The following is a 17859-nucleotide window of genomic DNA, read 5'->3' on the forward strand; positions in this document are numbered from 1 at the left end:
ATAAAAACCGATCCATGCATAAGAAAAGTTGATCCCATGAATTTGAAGTTCCTCGAAACCTTCGTCTGGGTGGCCAAGCTCAAGAGCTTTCGCCTGACCGCCGAGAAGTTGTTCACCACCCAGGCCTCGATTTCCAGCCGCATTGCCGTGCTCGAGAGCGAGTTGGGTGTGAAGCTGTTTCTACGCGACTCACGCGGCGTGAGCCTGACCCCGGAAGGCTTGAAGGTGCTCGATTACGCCGAGCAGATGATGGTGACCATGCAGGGCTTGAAGCAGTCACTGGAAACCACCAGCAGCAAGGTCGGGCGGATTCGCATCGGCGCGATGGACACGGTGATTCACACCTGGCTCAGCCCCTTGGTGGCCGAATTGATGGACCACTTCCCGTTGGTGGAAATCGAATTGGTCGCCGATACCGCATTGAACCTCAGCGATCAACTGCAAAAAGGCTTCCTCGACCTGATCCTGCAAACCGACCTGCTGCGCCTGGAAACCGTGCGCAGCCTGGAACTGGCCAGCCACCCGATGGCCTGGATCGTCGCCAGCCATTCCCTCTACAACCGAGACTACGCCTCCCTCGCCGAACTGGCCCAGGAGCGCATCATCACCTACTCGAAAAATTCCCACCCGCACCAGGACGTGCTGAGCCTGATGCAGCCCAACGGCGTCGCCGCGCCGCGCATGAACTGTGTGAATTCGGTGTCGGCGATTACCCGCCTGCTGCGCGATGGCTTCGGCATCGGCGCACTGCCGCCGGTGCTGGTCAGCGAGGAACTGGCGCGCGGGGAGTTGGTGATGCTGCCGATGGGGCAGAAGCTGCCGAATTTGCAGGTGGTGGTGTCGTGGCGGGTGGGCGTGGAGTTGGTGGAGGAGATTGTCGGGCTGTGCCAGAAGGTGGTGGCCCGCTATGCCGAAGAGGTCGGCGAAGCGAATATGGTACTGACGAAACCGGATTAAACCCGTGGGAGCTGGCTTGCCTGCGATAGCGGTGTATCCGTGGCAGATGGGCAAGCTGACCCACCGCTATCGCAGGCAAGCCAGCTCCCACATTTGACCAAGCTGAGTTTAGAGGCCTTTCAGGTCTCGCTCTTCAATCGGCCGGCTCTGGCGCAGGCGCTTGCCGCCCAACACCACCCAGTCGATCAAGCGGAACAGGCATTCAATGCCGAACGACAACAGCATCGCGCCGCCCAGGCCCCAGCCCATCGCCTCCGGCGTCAGCAGGATCTGATAGCTGTAGCCATTCCAGGTTTCCAGGCGAATCGCCGGGTCCGCCGCCACCGCCACCTGCAGGGCGCGGATGTACCACGGGCCTTGCATGGCCTGGAATTGCTTGTCCAGCGCCACTTGCCGATCAAGCAGGGTGCCCAGGCTGTTGGCGTCGCTCTGGAACACCGGATCATCACTGGCGCGGTAATGCGCCACCAATGCCTGCAAATCACCGTTGAAGAACTGCCGTGCGGTGCTTTCAAACCCGCTGAGGCCGGTCTGGGCCTCGATCAGGTGGGCCTCGACGCGCTTGGCGTAGTCGTTGATGAAACCCGGCACCTGCACACCAACCAACAAGCCAATGGCAAACAGCACCAACCGCAGATAACTGAGCAGCATGGTCGATATCCTTACTCGGTAATGCCCTGGCTGACGCATTCACCGCGTCGCCACAGGCTCCATTGGCCCGGTTCGTAGCGGGTCCAGTTTTCGTTGTCGGTCAACGGCTCGGTGGCGATCACGGTGACCACGTCATTTGGCGTGGTTTCGGCCTGAAAATCGACGATCACGTCGACATCTTTCAAGCGCGCCGGGCCAAACGGTGCGCGCCGGGTGATCTGCGCCAGCTTGGTCGAGCAGTAGCAAAACAGCCAGTCACCGTCGCTGAGCAGGCAGTTGAACACGCCTTTGCTGCGGTACTCGGCGCAGGCGGCAATCAGGTCCGGCAGCACTTGTTCGATGTCCACCGGCTCGGGGAAGGCTTCGCGCACGCGGTTGAGCAGGTCGCAGAACGCGGCTTCGCTGTCGGTATCGCCCACCGGCCGGTAGAAGGTGGCACGCGGGTTGAAGTCCGCCAGCTGGCCGTTATGGGCAAAACACCAGTTGCGGCCCCACAGCTCGCGCACGAACGGGTGGGTATTGGCCAGGCTCACCTTGCCCACGTTGGCCTGGCGGATATGGCCAATCACCACTTCACTTTTGATCGGATAGCGCTGCACCAGCAGCGCGACTTCCGACTCACTGCTGGCGGCCGGGTCCTGAAACAGGCGCAGGCCACGGCCTTCATAGAACGCGATGCCCCAACCGTCGCGGTGGGGGCCGGTACGCCCGCCCCGCTGCATCAGCCCGGTAAAGCTGAACACGATGTCGGTGGGGACGTTGGCACTCATGCCCAATAATTCACACATGCCAGGGCTCTCGCTGCAGGGCGGACGACGTCAAAGGCGCGGTTCGACGCGCATTCCGCTGGCAGGCGCCGGGCGACTGAACGGCTCGTCGTCCTCGTCAACCGTCTCGGCAGCCAGGGCGGCATCGACAGCGGCCTTGCGCTCACGCCGGGCGTTGGCAGCGCGCTCGATGGGCCAGCGGATCAGCACAAACACGATATACACGCCAAACGCGATCATCGTGTACATGAACAGATCGGAAATAGCCCGCCAGGCGTTATTGCCGACATGCAGCACCAGGTCCAGGGCCGTGATCGCCACGGCCGGCGCGAACTGGGTCTTGACCGGATCGACGATGGTCGGGCTGAACAGCAGCACCGCCATCAGCAACTGCAGCGGCTCGCGCAGCCAGCGCCAGATCCAGCGGGTCATGCGCCACCACACCAACAGGCAGCCCAAAGCGGCGAAGGCGTAAAGGCCCCAAGCGGTCAGATAGTCGTTCTCGGTCATGGTGTCCATGGCAAGGTAGGCAAACAGGCGGCTATGATAACGGCTTTTGCGTGTCTCGGCTGCAATGCCTGCCACCATCCGCCAGACAGAGAGCGATCCATGCCTTCATCGACCCACATCACTGCCGCCCCGATTGCCCGCAAGGCCGAAGGCCAGGACCCGTACGCCTGGCTGCAAGCGCGTGACACGGCTGAAGTCCTCGATTACCTCAAAGCCGAAAACGCCTGGCAGGAGGCGCAACTCGCCGATCAGCAGGCGCTGCGCGAAACCCTGTTCGACGAGATCAAGGGCCGCATTCTCGAAACCGACCTGTCCCTGCCCTCGCCGTGGGGCCCGTACCTGTATTACACGCGCACCACCGCCGGTGACGAATACGCCCGCCACTACCGCTGCCGCCGCCCGGCAGATGACAGCAACACAGTGGACGACAGCAGCGAAGAATTGCTGCTCGACCCCAACGTACTCGCCAACGGCGGCTTTTTCTCGCTGGGCGCGTTCAGCATCAGCCCCGACCACCAGCGCCTGGCCTACAGCCTGGACACCAGCGGCGAAGAGATTTACACCCTGTACGTGAAGGAGTTGGCTAACGGCAAAGTCAGCGAACTGGAGTTTCAGGACTGCGACGGCAGCATGACCTGGGCCAATGACAGCCTGACCCTGTTCTTCGGCGAACTGGACGACACCCATCGCCCACACAAACTGTATCGCTACCGCCTGGATGGCACGGCGGCGCAGGAAGTGTTCCACGAGCCTGACGGACGTTTCTTCCTGCATTGCTACCGCTCCAGTTCCGAGCGCCAGTTGCTGCTGGCCCTGGGCAGCAAGACCACCAGTGAAATCTGGGCGCTGGACGCCAACCAGCCGCACCTCGACTTCACTTGCCTGGCGCCACGGGTCGAAGACCACGAATACGATGTCGACCACGGCCAGCGCAACGGCGAGTGGACCTGGTTTATTCGCAGCAACCGCGACGGTATCAACTACGCGCTGTTCGTCGCCGCCGACACCGGCAGCGTGCCCACCGAAGATCAATGGCAAAACCTGATCCCGCACAGCGACGAAGTGATGCTCGACGGCGTGAGCCTCAATGCCAGCGCGATGACCTTGAGCCTGCGTATCGGTGGCCTGCCAGTGATCGAAGTGCACCCTCAGGACGTGCCAGCCTATCGCGTCGAATTGCCCGACGCCGCCTACAGCCTTTATGTGCAAAACAGCCTGGAATTCCCTAGCGACAAAATCCGTCTGCGCTATGAAGCGCTGAACCGTCCGGCCCAGGTGCGCCAGCTGGAATTGGCGAGCGGCGCGCAAGCCGTGCTCAAGGAAACGCCGGTACTCGGCGTGTTCAACGCCGACGACTACGTCAGCCAACGCCTGTGGGCCACGTCTGCCGATGGCACCCAGGTGCCGATCAGCCTGGTGATCAAACGCGACCAACTGGGCAAACCGGTGCCGCTGTACCTCTACGGTTACGGCGCCTACGGCCACAGCCTCGACCCCTGGTTCTCGCACGCGCGCCTGAGCCTGCTGGACCGTGGCGTGGCGTTTGCCATCGCGCACGTACGCGGCGGCGGCGAACTGGGTGAAGCCTGGTACCGCAACGGCAAGCAGGCACACAAGCAGAACACCTTCAGCGACTTTATCGCCTGCGCCGAGCACCTGATCGCCGAGGGCCTGACCACCTCCAAACAACTGGCCATCAGCGGCGGCAGTGCCGGCGGCCTGTTGATCGGCGCGGTGCTCAATCAACGCCCGGAGCTGTTCCAGGCGGCGATTGCCGAAGTGCCGTTCGTCGATGTGCTCAACACCATGCTCGACCCGGAGCTGCCGCTGACCATCACCGAATATGACGAGTGGGGCAACCCTGAAGAACCAGAGGTGTACGAACGCATCAAGGCCTACGCGCCGTACGAGAACGTCAGCGCCCAGGCCTACCCGGCCCTGCTGGTGATCGCCGGCTACAACGACAGCCGCGTGCAGTACTGGGAGGCAGCCAAGTGGGTGGCCAAGCTGCGCGACACCAAGACGGACGACAACCTGCTGCTGCTCAAGACCGAACTGGGCGCCGGCCATGGTGGCATGAGCGGGCGTTATCAGGGATTACGTGATGTAGCGCTCGAATACGCATTTGTGTTCAAGGCGCTGGGCTTGATTTAAGGAACTTAGCACGGCGGTCCTGTCTGAACACACAGACCGCCTACTTGATTGATGGACCAAGATTGCAGCTATGCCTCAACCAACTTTATTGAACAATGAAATCCGCGACATGCTCATGGACTGCGGCCTGTTCGACCCTTTGCTGCCGGAAGATTTTCACGTCGCCGCCGGCTACTTCAACATCAGCAGCATTGCCCAGGGCGAAGTGATCTTCGTTGAGGGCGATGCCGGCACGTTCATGTGCATCATCCACAGCGGCCAGGTGGCCGTGCAGAAAACCAACCATGAAGGCCAGCGCCTGACCATCGCCACCCTGCGCAGTGGGCGGGCGTTTGGCGAAATGGCGGTGCTCGATGGCGAGCGGCGCTCTGCCAGTTGCCTGGCGGCCAGTGATTGCGTGCTGCTGAACCTGGGCAAGGATTCCCTGGAAAAAATGCTCAACGAAGCGCCCAGGATCGCGGCCAAGATCATCCGCGCGATTGCGATCGCCTTGTCCAAACGCCTGCGCATGGCCGACGGGCAATTGCTCTCGCAACCGTTTTAACCGCCGGGCGTCTTCGGCTTGCTGTCATTTTGCAGCAGGCCAGGCACGCTCTGGTCCTTGGGCGGCGTTGGCAACACAATCGGCACCAGCGCGGGTGAACCGCTGGCGGTGGCTTTGGGCGCCACAGGCGGTGTGACTTGCGGGTACAACGTCGGTGTCGGTGTACCCGGCGCACCGGGCGTTGGCGCGGGTGCGACCGGAACGGTTTGCACCTCCTGAGCCTGGGCCGTACCCAATGTGAGCGCGCCAAGCACAATGACCGTTAGAATGCTGCACTTCATCGATGGCTCCATGGCCTGACCGGAATGTCGTAAGGCTACTCCCAACCGCGCAAGAATGCCCTTCCCAATGAGATTTCAATGAAACGTTTCGTTCTGCTCGACACCACTCCCATCCCCGATAACGGCGGTGCCTTGTGCCTGTTCGAATACGGCGAGGATTTTGTCATCAAGATCCAGGGCGGTGACGGCGGCCAGCTGATGAACACGCGCATGCACGGCTCCGAAGACGCGCTGGCGGAAATTCCCTGCCGCAAAGTGGCCGGGCGCCCGGGTTCGCGGGTGCTGATCGGCGGTCTGGGCATGGGCTTTACCCTGGCCTCAGCGCTCAAACATCTGGGCAAGACGGCCGAAGTGGTGGTCGCCGAACTGGTGCCCGGCGTCGTGGAGTGGAACCGTGGACCCCTGGGTGAAAAGTCCGGCCGCCCGCTGCTCGACCCACGCACCGTGATCCGCATGGAAGACGTGGCCAAGGTGCTGCAGGCCGAGCCTCAAGGCTTTGACGCGATCATGCTGGATGTCGACAACGGCCCCGAAGGCCTTACGCAAAAGGCCAACAGCTGGCTCTACTCGGCTGGCGGCCTGGCTGCCTGCGCCAAAGCCCTGCGCCCCAAGGGCGTACTGGCCGTGTGGTCGGCCAGTGCCGACAAGCTGTTCAGCGACAAACTGCGCAAGGCGGGTTTCAAGGCTGAGGAAGTGCAGGTGTTTGCCCATGGCAACAAAGGCACCCGGCACACTATTTGGATCGCCGAAAAACTCAAGGGCTGAATTCCGCAGGCACCCTAAATCCCCTGTGGGAGCTGGCTTGCCTGCGATTGCGCCGCATCAGTCGATACACATGTTGACTGAGATACCGCTATCGCAGGCAAGCCAGCTCCCACATTTTTGATCGGGGTTAACTTCGGGATTTGCGGTAATCGATCACATACGGCACTTTTTTCTCGACAGTCTTCTTCAACTCGGCTTGATCCAACGAGGTCATGCCGCCCAATTGATGGGCCGTGAAGCCGCTATCGCCTACCTGTGAACCCGGCGCCAGGCTGACCATGCGCTGGGCGACGGCTTCAATCGCGTCCTTGTAACCGCCCTTCTTGTTCAGGTTGAAAGCACCCAGGTCGATCTGCGTGCGCAGCCAATTGCCCCAGTAAAACTCCAGGAATTCCGGCGCGACGGCGCCATCGTCCGGCTTGCCGTAGGCGGCCTTGCGGGTGAAATACACCAGGCTGCGGAAGGTGTCGTCCTGCAGGTTCTTGAAGCCCAGGTGCGCCGGCAGTTGCTGCGGTGACAGCGGCTGGCCGTGATCGCCCTTGAGCCAGACCTTGCGCGCTGCTTGCATACGCTGCCAGAAGGTGGCCATGTCGGGGCTGTTGCTGAAATCATCGGTCACCTTGACCCACATGTTCAGCTGCGGGCCGCCGCCTTGGACTTCCCACAAGGTGGTGAAGCTGTGGTGACCGTCGGTCAGGTACAACTGGCGACCAGGGCCGACCACGACGGTTTTCATGTCATCGGGATGCGTGCCCACCGGGTCCTTGCAACTGAAGCTGGCGGGTTGGTGCAGGTCGGCCTTTTTGGGCACCTTGTCGGCCGCGCCCTGGCCGTTGGTTTCGCAGTATTCGTCGAAGACCTTGGCCGGCTTGTCGGCAAACAGGCCCAGGCTGTAGTAAATCTGGTCAAAGCCCACGACGGCCTGGGTCGGGTGCAATTGTTCAAGGGCCACCTCGATGATCTGGCCAGGCTTGGGCGTGGAGAATGCCTGGGCTTGGGCCGCCAGGACGCTGAGTAGCAGTGCTGCGGTCCATGTGTATAAACGCATTGGTGTCAGATCCTTGAGAATGAAGTGAGCCGATACTACAAACGATTGCCACTGCAAGGCTGTACCGCAGCTGAAAAAGCCAGCAGTCATTTACCCCGCAAGCGGCTAGAATCAACCCTATCCGTGAACCCCCAAATAGCCAGGAGCCATGATGAGCTCGACCAACCCGCCCTCCCACACCGCCAAGCTGGACCGCATCCTCGCCGATGCCCAGCGTGACCGGGAAATGGGCTATCGCGACAAAGCCTTGAAGATGTACCCGCACGTGTGTGGCCGCTGCGCGCGTGAATTTGCCGGCAAGCGCTTGAGCGAACTGACCGTGCACCATCGCAACCACAACCATGATGACAACCCCCAGGACGGTTCCAACTGGGAGTTGCTGTGCCTGTATTGCCACGACAACGAGCACTCGCGCTACACCGACCAGCAGTACTTCGGCGAAGGCTCCACCAGCAGCCCAACGATTGCCAAGGCCACGCACAACCCGTTTGCGGCGTTGGCCGGGTTGATGAAAAAAGACGACTGAGGTTCGTCGTTGCCTGTTATGGCCTCTTCGCGGGCAAGCCCGCTCCCACATTTGGAACGCATTCCCCTGTGGGAGCCGGGCTTGCCCGCGATAGCGATCGCCCAAGCAACCCAACAGCCCAAGCCGTATAATCGCCGTTTTTCTCCAAGGCACCCTTCCCCGTGGGCAATAAACGCTACAGCTGCATCGGTCTGTATAACCCCAAATCCCCCGAAAACGTCGGTTCGGTGATGCGTGCCGCCGGCTGCTACGGCGTGGCCTCGGTGTTCTACACCGGCGTGCGTTACGAGCGCACCCGGGATTTCATCACCGACACCAAGAAGGTCCATCACGACATTCCCCTGATCGGCATCGACGACCTGAAAAAGATCCTGCCGCTGGGTTGCATCCCGGTCGCCGTGGAGCTGGTCGAAGGCGCCCGCCCGCTGCCCGAATACACCCATCCTGATCGCGCGTTGTACATCTTCGGCCCCGAAGACGGCTCGCTGGACAAGGAGATTCGCGACTGGTGTGAAGACGTGGTGTACATCCCGACCACCGGCTGCATGAACCTCGCCGCCACTGTCAACGTGGTGCTCTACGATCGCCTGGCCAAGGGCAACAACACCCGCTCGGGCCCCAAGTACTGATTTTTTGGGAACATCCGGCGCCTGCAAGCAGTCAGCTACATATCACTTGCCTTGTTGGAGACAGATCATGAGCGACAGCAAAATCCTGCGACCTATCATCGAACACACGCCGTTTGAAACCCAACCGCCTCAAAACGTGCACGGCTGGGAGCGCATTGGCTCGGTGGCCGGCGGCGTGATGATGGTTGGCAAAGGCCTGCGCCGTGGCGGGATCTTCGGGCTCATCCAGGTGGCGATTGGTGGCGTGGCGCTGGTGCGCGGCGTGACCGGGCGCAGCTCGCTCAAAGACAAGCTGGAACAGGGCCGCCAGGAAATGAACAGCGTGCGTACCAAAATCGAGCGCGCGGGCGAAGAGCTGAAAAACCTGAAGACCAAGGCCGAAGTCGCCGCTGAAAAAGCCACCAAAACCACCGGCTGACGCCCCTCTCCAACCTATTGGAGAGCTAAATGTGGGAGCGGGCTCGCCCGCGAAAGCGGTGTATCAGTCGACAGGTGTGCTGACTGATCCACCGTAATCGCGGGCAAGCCCGCTCCCACATTTTGGCTTTGTGTATGGCCTAAGCTCAGCGCAATAATTTGCTATCCAACACCACCGACGACTCGCCGATCACACTGTCGGCCAACTGCACAAACTCCGCCGTCGTAATGCTGTTCGCGCGCATCACCGCCTGCGCAAGGTCATCCAGCGAGCGCTTGTTGTGGGTCTTCACGCGAATCTCGCGGTCCAGCTCCTGCAACACCACCACCGCCCGCGCGACGGTCGCGCCGTTGACGTGCTCGCCACGCAACGTGGTCACGTCCTTGCCCTCTTTGCTCAAGCGCGCCTGAATCGCGGCATACCGCTCATCGGTGATCCCGCCCGCGCGGCGCAACAGCTCGATGGCGTAATACTCGCCAAGCCCTTCGCTGATCCAGTCACTGGTGTCGTGATCATTGAAGCGCCCGATCGCCTGCACCACCTCACGGATCAACGCGCTGCTGCCGTTCTCGCTGACCAGCGGCGTGCGGCTGTTGAGGTAGACCGAGTCGCGCGACGCAAACACGCCACGGCGCATCGGGTCGCTGGCCCCCACCACCAGCAGCTTGGCCGGGTGACGCGGAAACGCGGCCTCCACTTGAGGCCAGACGAAGGTCAGCAGCGTCAGCACGTCCATGCGGCGCATGGCCTGGCCCTTGGGCGAGGCTACGGTGACCTCGGTTTCGCCCAGGCGCACACGACGGCTGCCGAGGGTGCCGGCGAGCATCCAGCCAGTAGGCCGATCGAACAGGCGGGAAACGTTGTCGATGCGGAATTTGTACTTGCCGATGCGCGGCCAGGCGGTTTCGACGCTTTTCCAGCCTGCCGGCAACTCGAACGCCAGGCGCGAGACCAGCTCGACGCCGTCCTGCTGGTCGAGCCGTGCAGCCGGCACCAGGTCTTCGCCTCGGAACAACGCCCAACTCGGCGTCATCCGCGCTTCATACACGCCAGGTTTGCGCGCGTGGGTCAGGCGTACCCGGTAGCTCAGGCTGGCCTTGTCGGCGCTGGGTTGCCACAGGCCCCGGTTGCCGGTGACCGTCCACTGGCCATCGGCCTTGAAGTCGCTGTAATCACCGTCGCGGCCCAGGTCGAAATTCAGGCTGCGCACCGCCGAGCCTTGGGACAGGCTCACATGCACCTCGGCTTGATCACTCTGGGGCAGCAGTTTGACGTGATAGTCGAGGTCGACTTTCTTCGCGCACCACGCGGGCAGGCTCAGCGCCAGCAACACAAAAGAGGCCGCCAGCTTGGTTGCCACCGTCATACACACTCCTTTTTCAGCCTGCGCGGAAGATCAGGTAATCCTCCCAGTCGTCTTCGGGCACACTGCCTTCGGCGAGCATGCGACCGGACTGGGAAATGCGTTCGTGGTGCACTGCATCGCGGTCGCCGCAGACCAGGTGGTGCCACAGCGGCAGGTCCTTGCGCTCGCTGACCAGGCGATAGCCGCAGGTTGGCGGCAACCACTTGAACTGGTCGGCCTGGCCTGGCGTGAGCTGGATGCAGTCGGGCACCGAGGCGCGGCGGTTGGGGTAATCGGTGCACTGGCAGGTGTTCAGGTCGAGCAGTTTGCAGGCAATGCGCGTGTAATAAACGCTGTTGTCCTCCTCGTCCTCAAGCTTTTGCAGGCAGCACAGGCCACAGCCGTCGCACAACGACTCCCACTCCTCCTGGTCGAGGTGTTCAAGGGTTTTGCGTATCCAGAAAGGTTCGACTTTAGCGGCCATGGCTCTACATCAGTATCGGTCGGTGAAAAGGCCGCCAGTCTAGTGCCCAAGGCCTCTGGGGCCAAGCGCTTGCGACTGGCGGTGTAACAACACTTGTCAGTGCAGTAAGCGCGCAGTAGCTTTGAACGCCGAATCGCACCTCAGGAACTGCCCATGACACGCGTTGCCGACTACCCGATCCACACCCAATTTACCGAACGCTGGTCGCCTCGCGCCTTTACCGGCGAGAGCATCCCGAAAGACACCCTGCTGAGCTTTTTCGAGGCCGCGCGCTGGGCGCCATCGGCCTACAACTCGCAACCTTGGCGTTTTCTCTACGCGCGCCGTGACACGCCGGATTGGGAACGCTTCCTGGGCCTGCTGAATGAATTCAACCGTACCTGGGCGCAGCATGCGTCGGCCTTGGTGATCATCGCGTCAAAAACCGACTTCACCGCCCCCGGCGCCAGTGAAGAAACCCCGGCGCTGTGGCACACCTTCGACACCGGTTCGGCCTGGGGCCACCTGGCGTTGCAAGCCAGCCTGAGCGGCTGGCACACCCACGGCATGGCCGGTTTCGATCAGGAACTGACCCGCAAAGAACTGAAGATTCCTGAAGGCTACGCGCTGCACGCGGCGGTGGCCGTGGGCAAGCTGGGCGACAAGTCGAGCCTGCCGGAGTACCTGCAGGGCCGTGAAGCGCCCAGCCCACGCAAGCCGTTGAGCGAGCTGGTGTCCGAAGGCGACTTCAGCCTGTAAGCCTTGCTGATATCCCCTGTGGGAGCGGGCTTGCCCGCTGCCACATCAGTAACCGCGTTCGAAGCTTACTTCTGCGCGTAACGCTTGCTTGGCTTGATACGCCCGCAGGTTCTGCACAAACAACTCCACCATCATGCCCGGCGAGGTTGGCGCCGAGCTGTGCCCGGTCAGCAGCAGCCCCCACGCGGTCCAGAACGGATGGCGTTGCGGCAGCGGTTCCTGGCGGCACACGTCGATCACCGCGCCGGCCAGGTGCCCTTCTTTCAGCGCCTCGACCAGGTCAGCATCAACCACGGCCACGCCGCGGCCAACGTTGATAAACAAGCCGGTCGGCTTGAATTGCTTGAACAACGCCGCATCGTACAAATCGTGCGTGTTTGGCGTGTTAGGCAGCAGGTTGATCACGTAGTCCACCTCGCCCACCAGACGGCCCAGTTGATCCAGCCCGGCCACTTCGATAAACGGCGCCTGCTCACGCGCGGTGCTGGCGATGCCGTAGAGCTTGACGCCAAACGGCAGCAGAAAATCGGCAACGCTCTGGCCGATATCGCCGGTGCCGACGATCAACACCTTGCGCCCGGCCAGGCTCTGGCCCATGCGGTTGTCCCACTTGCGCTCAACCTGGCTGACCAGGCGCGCGAGCACTTCGCGCTCGTGGCCGAGCATGTAGGTGAGCACAAACTCGGCCATGACCTGGCCAAAAATGCCCACCGCACGGGTCAGGCGATAGTCGCGTGGCAAGCCATCGGCCAGCAGCGGCGTGATGCCCGCCCAGGTCGATTGCAGCCATTGCGGCTGGTGGCCTTGGCGCAACAGGGTGGCGAGCAGATCCGGCTGGCCAAGCCATACCGGGCAATCGGCGGCCAGGCGCGACAGTTCGGCCGAGTCGCCGCTGGTCAGCACCTCAAGGTCCGGTGCCGCTTCGCTCAGCAGCTTGGCGTAGAGCGGGTAATCCTGTTCAGCAATCAGAACACGCATGGTTCAAACCTTTCAAAAACACTGCAGACGGCCGCCCGCATCCTTACGGCCACCGCCAACGAATACGTTTGCATTGAAGAAGGTGCCCGGGTTGGGGCACTGACCGATCACATCGGGTCGTTGCGGCGCAGCAGCTCTTCGGGCAAGTGTTCGATGTACTCATCCTCGGCCGGTGGCATTTGCAGGTGGTAGCCCTGCTTGTCGAGGTTTTCCAGGACCACGGTGATGTCCTCGCGGGACAGCTTGCGCTCCGGCGTCAGGATCATCTCGAACGCAAGATGGGCCTTGCCGAAGGCCGCCATCAACGGTTCGGGCACACGCTCCAACGCGTCGCTTTTGAGCACGTAGAGGTACATCCCGTCTTTTTTCAAGCTGCGGTAGATGGAGCAAATACGTTTCAAGGCTGTTCTCCGGCAGTGGCCAGGCTGTCGAGCAGCGCCTGGCCCATCAACTCGCGGCGCCAGCCACGCAGCGAGTCTGGCAATTTATAAGACCCATCGGGGTAGCCACTTTTGACCAGGGCTTCGAGGGTTTTCTTGCGCAGCATCAGTTCCGGCGCCATGTTCAGGCGTTCGGCTTCGGCCTGGCCCAAGGCCCGCAGATGCTTGATCAGCGTGGCGGCGTCCACCGGCAGCGGCTCGGCAACCGCCGGCGGCCACTGGTCCATGGGCACGCTGCCGGCGCGCTTGATCAGGTCCAGCAGAAACTGGCCGTCCTGACGTACGGTGCGCGGGTGCATGTCTTCGATTTTGCCCAGCGCGGCAAGGTTGTCCGGCTGGGATTTGGCCAGGGGCCACAACGAGTGCTCGCGGATAATGCGGTTGCGTGGCAGGTCGCGGGCACGGGCCTGCTGCTCGCGCCAGGCGCACAGTTCACGCAGCACGGCGAGCTGGGCGCGGGACAGTTTCCACGCCAGCTTGGCGTCGCGGTACACCTCGTAGGGGTCGACTTCGCGGCGCAGGTTGGCGACCAACTCGGCGCCGTCTTCCAGCACCCAGGCGTATTTGTCGTCTGAGAGCTGCGGACGCAGGCGGATGTAGACCTCGGCCAAGTGCACCGCGTCTTCGGCGGCGTAGCTCACTTGGGTCTCGGACAACGGCCGCTGCAGCCAGTCCGAGCGCGTTTCGCCCTTGGGCAACTCGATATCCAGCACGGCCTGCACCAGGCGCGAATAGCCCATGGAGAAACCGAGGTTCAGGTAAGCCGCCGCCAATTGGGTGTCGAACAACGGCACCGGCAGGCTGCCGGTCAGGCGCAGCAACACTTCCAGGTCTTCGCTGCAGGCGTGCACCACCTTGATCACCGCCGGGTTTTCCAGCAAGGCGGCCAAGGGTTGCCAATTGTCGATGGTCAGAGGGTCGATCAGGTAAGCGCGTACGCCATCGCCGATCTGGATCAGCCCGGCAATGGGATAAAAGGTATCGACCCGCATGAATTCGGTGTCGAGGGCGACGAATGGCAACTGCTGCCATTCGGCGCAATGCTGGCCGAGGCTATCGTTGTCGCAGATCCAGTGAATATCGATGGCCACACGGCTCTCCCTTGAAGAATGGCGCGCAGTATATATCGCGAAAGACGCTTGCGAGCATCCGCAGTGCACACGCCTTCATGAAAACTCCGACAAGACAGGAAGAATAGTCCGACGGACGGGAGTTAGCTTCTCTTACGCAGTACGTAAACCCGCCACAGCTTGGAGCCCGGCAGGAACTCCTGATGGTTAAGTATTTTGAAACCGGCTTGGCGAAACTCGCCCTCGACAGGTGTGTGTGCGTTCACGGAAACGATCACGGTGTCGCGGCTGACCCGATGGAACTCGCGCAGCAGCGCCAAACGCCCTTCACTGCTGGGTACATGGCGAAACAGTTCCATACAGAAAATGCAGTCCACCGCATTGGCCGACAAGCCGATGGAAAACGCCGACCCCTGGAATGTTTTGACGCGCTTGAGCAGCGCTGCCGGGTGATGAGTGCGCGCATGGTCGAGCATCGCCTGGGAATTGTCAGAGGCCAGAATCACGCGGTTGATGTGTTCTGCCAACACCGGCCAGAACCGGCCGGAACCGCAGGCCAGGTCGAGGATCAGCCCCGGCTCGCCGGCCACTTTCAATGCCTGGCGCACCAACCGCTCATCACGCCACGCCGCTACGCGCTGGCGCAGGCGCGGCGGGCGTGTGTCGCCGCAGACCCTGGCATGCTCGCGGTCACAGCGCTCGGTGAATTCAATTTCGATGGCGGAAGGTGGTTGTGACGGCATCACGGGCTCATGTGTGTGGAACGGTAGTGAACGACCTTGAACCGCAGCTTACCCACTGCAACGTGAAAAAAAGGTCGAAGCCGTCACGGCCACCAAACACCCAAGATCCATTGTGGGAGTTGTCGAGCTTCAGCGAGGCTACGATGGCGGTGGGCCAGGCAACCCATCACTGGCTGACACACCGCTATCGCGGGCAAGCCCGGCTCCCACAGTGGATTACGCCTGGTGCAGATACCAGCGCCAGTCCTGCTCGCCTACCTCGCCCATAAACTGGCGATATTCGGCACGCTTGACCGCCAGGTACACACCCAGGAACTCACTGCCGAACGCATCCCGCGCCCAGCTTGACCCTTCCAGGGCACGCAAGGTGGTGAGCCAGTCGGTGGGCAGCAATTGTTTGGCTTGCGCATAGCCATTGCCTTCCACCGGGGCGCCGGGATCGCGTTGCTCGCGGATACCGCGATGGATACCCGCCAGGATTGCGGCGGCAGCCAGGTAAGGGTTGGCGTCAGCGCCGCAGATGCGGTGCTCGATGTGCCGGGAATTGGCCGGCCCGCCGGGCACGCGCAGGCTCACGGTGCGGTTGTCCACGCCCCAGGTGGCGGCCAGCGGTGCGTAGCTGTTGGTCTGGAAGCGGCGATAGGAGTTGGCGTTGGGGCAGAACATCAGCAACGAATCAAGCAAGGTGCTGAGCATGCCACCCACAGCCTGACGCAGCAGCGGCGTGCCGTCGGCAGCCTCACTGGCGAACAGGTTGTTGCCGTGTGCATCCGCCAGGCTGACGTGCATGTGCATGCCGGTGCCCGCGAGGTCGTCGAACGGCTTGGCCATGAAGCAGGCGGTCATCCCGTGTTTATGCGCCACGCCCTTGACCAGGCGCTTGTAGCGCACGGCTTCGTCCATGGCCTGCAACGCATCGGCGCGATGTTCCAGGGTGATTTCGACCTGGCCCGGGGCATATTCGGAGATTGCCGTGCGCGCCGGGATGCCTTGCAGTTTGCACGCACTATAAAGATCGGCGAGGAACGGCTCGATCTGCTCCAGCTCGCGCAGGCCGTACACCTGGGTCGAGCGCGGGCGATTGCCGTCCACATCCCGCGCCGGTTGTGGGCGGCCATTGCTGTCGGGTGTCTGGTCGAGCAGGTAAAACTCCAGCTCCGCCGCCATCACCGGGTAGTAACCGTCGGCTTTCAGCCCGTCGATGACCTTGGCGAGCAAATGCCGCGGGTCGGCCACGGTGGCGGGCATGCCCTCGGTGGGGTGCATGCTCACTTGCACGGCGGCCGTGGGAATCAGGCGCCACGGCATGCGCTGCAAGCTCGCGCTGATCGGATAGGCGCGGCAATCGATATCCCCGACCTCCCACACCAGCCCGGAGTTTTCCACGTCGTCGCCATTAATCGTCAGGCCGAGGATGGTGCTGGGCAACGGCCGGCCACTTTCGTACACCGCCAGCAGCTCATCGCGGTGCAGCCATTTGCCGCGCGGCACGCCGTTGTTGTCGAGGATAAACAGCTCGAACATCTCGATGTCCGGGTGCTGTTCAAGGAAAGATCGGGCTTCGTGCAGGCAGGCGAAATCACTCATGGCAAGTCTCATACGTTTGCGTCAGGCAGGAACATAGGCACCGCGCGCAGGGGCGCTGGGTCTATGAGAGAGGTCAACGTAGGAGAGCGGTATCCGGTGGGCGCGCGTGTCGGCAGTGGAACAAGGCCCAGAAGGCCAGTTCGGAAGGAAGGGCCTCGACAACCGCGGTACAGCTGGGCATTAAAGCGCCAGGCAATGTCGCGGGATGAGTGTCGGGGGAACCGTCCATGCGGGATTCACAGTGAGGTAGATGCCCGGCAGCGTCACACGCCTGCACAGGGGGTTTAAATTCAGGGTTGACGGAGTTTGGTTGCAGCTTGGCTAAACAATCGCGCCGCTTGCTACCTCGGTGCGCTCCTGGAAATAATGGCCGCCCGATCTTGCCCCAAGGACTCGACCGCATGAAAGCTCCCCTGGCCCTGTGTGTATTGGCGGGTTTGGCAACCACCGCCCTGGCCGATGCCGCGCCCTCGCGCCTCGATGAGGTGGTGCAGCGCGGCACGCTCACCGTCTGCACCACCGGCGACTACAAGCCTTACACGTCGCTGCGCGCCGATGGCCGTTATGAAGGCATCGACATTGCCATGGCCGAGTCGCTGGCCAAAAGCCTGAATGCGACGATCACGTGGGTGCCGACCACCTGGAAAACCCTGATGCCGGACTTCCTGGCTCAACGCTGTGACATCGCCGTGGGCGGTATTTCGGTGTCGATGGAGCGCCAGAAAAAGGCCTTCTTCAGCCAGGCGCTGGGTGTGGACGGCAAAATCCCGTTGGTGCGATGCGCCGATGTGCAGCGCTACCAGAGCGTCGAGCAGATCAACCAGCCGCAGGTGCGGGTGATCGAGCCGGCCGGCGGCACCAACGAAGTGTTTGCCCGCGCTCACCTGGGCCAGGCGCAGATCCGCCTGCACGACAACGTGACCATCTTCGACGAGTTGCTGGCGGGCAAGGCGGACGTGATGATCACCGACGCCAGCGAGGCGCGCTTCCAGCAAAAGCTCAAACCCGGGCTGTGCGCAGTCAACCCGCAGCAGCAGATGCAGTACAGCGAAAAGGCCTTCCTGCTGCCCCGCGATGACGTGGCGTGGAAAAGCTATGTCGACCAGTGGTTGCACTTGAGCGTCGCCACCGGGGCGTACGACGCCATCGTCAATCAATGGCTGGCGGCGCCCTGAGCCGCAGCCGTCTACGCTGTGCTCACATCAAACAATAACGAGGGATGAG

21 protein-coding genes are annotated in these 17859 nt (G+C 62.2%); 9 read left to right on the plus strand and 12 right to left on the minus strand.

The features are described from left to right. Nucleotides 1-36 precede the first annotated feature (36 nt). Complete coding sequence (locus L8K08_RS01995; RefSeq protein WP_242193981.1) at nucleotides 37-957, plus strand: LysR family transcriptional regulator; 921 nt, start codon at nucleotides 37-39, stop codon at nucleotides 955-957. Between the two features lie 108 nt (nucleotides 958-1065). Here L8K08_RS01995 and L8K08_RS02000 read toward each other — a convergent pair whose 3' ends face one another. The 3 genes from L8K08_RS02000 to L8K08_RS02010 are packed head-to-tail and all read right to left on the minus strand — an operon-like array spanning nucleotide 1066 to nucleotide 2963. Then, nucleotides 1066-1608, minus strand: coding sequence for a DUF2937 family protein (locus tag L8K08_RS02000; protein WP_145163001.1), 543 nt, complete (start codon nucleotides 1606-1608; stop codon nucleotides 1066-1068). Between the two features lie 11 nt (nucleotides 1609-1619). Next, a complete protein-coding gene (locus L8K08_RS02005) occupies nucleotides 1620-2396 on the minus strand; it encodes a class II glutamine amidotransferase (protein ID WP_064451362.1) in 777 nt (258 codons plus the stop codon). A gap of 30 nt (nucleotides 2397-2426) precedes the next feature. After that, complete coding sequence (locus tag L8K08_RS02010) at nucleotides 2427-2963, minus strand: MFS transporter (protein ID WP_145162999.1); 537 nt, start codon at nucleotides 2961-2963, stop codon at nucleotides 2427-2429. Nucleotides 2964-2984: 21 nt separating this feature from the next. Between L8K08_RS02010 and L8K08_RS02015 the strand changes: the two genes are divergently transcribed. Continuing rightward, nucleotides 2985-5039 (plus strand): S9 family peptidase, encoded by a 2055-nt coding sequence (locus L8K08_RS02015; protein ID WP_242193984.1) that lies wholly within the window; start codon nucleotides 2985-2987, stop codon nucleotides 5037-5039. Nucleotides 5040-5109: 70 nt separating this feature from the next. Continuing rightward, entirely contained in the window at nucleotides 5110-5583 is a 474-nt protein-coding gene (locus L8K08_RS02020) for a cyclic nucleotide-binding domain-containing protein (protein WP_242193987.1), read from the plus strand. Here the strand turns inward: L8K08_RS02020 and L8K08_RS02025 are convergent. Beyond that, nucleotides 5580-5864 (minus strand): hypothetical protein, encoded by a 285-nt coding sequence (locus L8K08_RS02025; RefSeq protein WP_242193990.1) that lies wholly within the window; start codon nucleotides 5862-5864, stop codon nucleotides 5580-5582. The two genes, L8K08_RS02020 and L8K08_RS02025, sit on opposite strands and share 4 nt — an antisense overlap. A gap of 78 nt (nucleotides 5865-5942) precedes the next feature. On the opposite strand from L8K08_RS02025, the gene L8K08_RS02030 reads away from it, so the two are divergent. Beyond that, entirely contained in the window at nucleotides 5943-6629 is a 687-nt protein-coding gene (locus tag L8K08_RS02030; protein ID WP_058411058.1) for a hypothetical protein, read from the plus strand. Between the two features lie 127 nt (nucleotides 6630-6756). On the opposite strand, the gene L8K08_RS02035 is transcribed toward L8K08_RS02030, so the two are convergent. Further along, nucleotides 6757-7677: a ParB/Srx family N-terminal domain-containing protein gene (locus L8K08_RS02035; protein ID WP_242193993.1), complete on the minus strand. Its 921-nt coding sequence runs from the start codon at nucleotides 7675-7677 to the stop codon at nucleotides 6757-6759. Nucleotides 7678-7828: 151 nt separating this feature from the next. Between L8K08_RS02035 and L8K08_RS02040 the strand changes: the two genes are divergently transcribed. The 3 genes from L8K08_RS02040 to L8K08_RS02050 all read left to right on the plus strand — a co-directional run bounded on the left by L8K08_RS02040 (nucleotide 7829) and on the right by L8K08_RS02050 (nucleotide 9250). Next, complete coding sequence (locus L8K08_RS02040) at nucleotides 7829-8203, plus strand: YajD family HNH nuclease (RefSeq protein WP_003210675.1); 375 nt, start codon at nucleotides 7829-7831, stop codon at nucleotides 8201-8203. 161 nt (nucleotides 8204-8364) lie between these two features. Further along, a complete protein-coding gene (locus tag L8K08_RS02045) occupies nucleotides 8365-8832 on the plus strand; it encodes an RNA methyltransferase (protein WP_057975681.1) in 468 nt (155 codons plus the stop codon). A gap of 67 nt (nucleotides 8833-8899) precedes the next feature. Further along, nucleotides 8900-9250, plus strand: coding sequence for a DUF2892 domain-containing protein (locus L8K08_RS02050; RefSeq protein ID WP_119739148.1), 351 nt, complete (start codon nucleotides 8900-8902; stop codon nucleotides 9248-9250). A gap of 145 nt (nucleotides 9251-9395) precedes the next feature. On the opposite strand, the gene L8K08_RS02055 is transcribed toward L8K08_RS02050, so the two are convergent. Together L8K08_RS02055 and L8K08_RS02060 are read right to left on the minus strand one after the other, a co-directional pair. Then, a complete protein-coding gene (locus L8K08_RS02055) occupies nucleotides 9396-10616 on the minus strand; it encodes a hypothetical protein (RefSeq protein ID WP_242193996.1) in 1221 nt (406 codons plus the stop codon). Between the two features lie 13 nt (nucleotides 10617-10629). Continuing rightward, nucleotides 10630-11079, minus strand: coding sequence for a YcgN family cysteine cluster protein (locus tag L8K08_RS02060; protein ID WP_106576966.1), 450 nt, complete (start codon nucleotides 11077-11079; stop codon nucleotides 10630-10632). A 153-nt stretch (nucleotides 11080-11232) separates the two neighbouring features. Here L8K08_RS02060 and L8K08_RS02065 point away from each other — a divergent pair, with 153 nt between their 5' ends. Continuing rightward, the gene (locus L8K08_RS02065; protein WP_242194000.1) at nucleotides 11233-11817 is read left to right on the plus strand and encodes a nitroreductase family protein; all 585 of its coding nucleotides are present in this window, start codon (nucleotides 11233-11235) and stop codon (nucleotides 11815-11817) included. Nucleotides 11818-11862: 45 nt separating this feature from the next. On the opposite strand, the gene L8K08_RS02070 is transcribed toward L8K08_RS02065, so the two are convergent. From L8K08_RS02070 to L8K08_RS02090, 5 genes are all read right to left on the minus strand, one after another. Further along, the gene (locus tag L8K08_RS02070; protein WP_242194002.1) at nucleotides 11863-12795 is read right to left on the minus strand and encodes a D-2-hydroxyacid dehydrogenase; all 933 of its coding nucleotides are present in this window, start codon (nucleotides 12793-12795) and stop codon (nucleotides 11863-11865) included. Nucleotides 12796-12902: 107 nt separating this feature from the next. Then, a complete protein-coding gene (locus L8K08_RS02075; protein WP_056857316.1) occupies nucleotides 12903-13196 on the minus strand; it encodes a YcgL domain-containing protein in 294 nt (97 codons plus the stop codon). Beyond that, on the minus strand, nucleotides 13193-14326 hold the full coding sequence (gene rnd / locus L8K08_RS02080) for a ribonuclease D (RefSeq protein WP_242194004.1): 1134 nt from the start codon (nucleotides 14324-14326) through the stop codon (nucleotides 13193-13195). Before rnd ends, L8K08_RS02075 begins: the two co-directional genes overlap by 4 nt. A 122-nt stretch (nucleotides 14327-14448) precedes the next feature. Further along, entirely contained in the window at nucleotides 14449-15048 is a 600-nt protein-coding gene (locus L8K08_RS02085) for a class I SAM-dependent methyltransferase (protein ID WP_242194006.1), read from the minus strand. 216 nt (nucleotides 15049-15264) lie between these two features. Beyond that, nucleotides 15265-16635, minus strand: a complete 1371-nt coding sequence (locus tag L8K08_RS02090) for a glutamine synthetase family protein (protein ID WP_242194008.1) — start codon at nucleotides 16633-16635, stop codon at nucleotides 15265-15267. A gap of 401 nt (nucleotides 16636-17036) precedes the next feature. Here L8K08_RS02090 and L8K08_RS02095 point away from each other — a divergent pair, with 401 nt between their 5' ends. After that, on the plus strand, nucleotides 17037-17810 hold the full coding sequence (locus L8K08_RS02095; protein WP_242194010.1) for a transporter substrate-binding domain-containing protein: 774 nt from the start codon (nucleotides 17037-17039) through the stop codon (nucleotides 17808-17810). Nucleotides 17811-17859 lie beyond the last annotated feature (49 nt).

Source organism: Pseudomonas sp. TREG-RG-20F-10-E-6-01, from assembly GCF_022662455.1.
Classification (GTDB): Bacteria; Pseudomonadota; Gammaproteobacteria; order Pseudomonadales; family Pseudomonadaceae; genus Aquipseudomonas.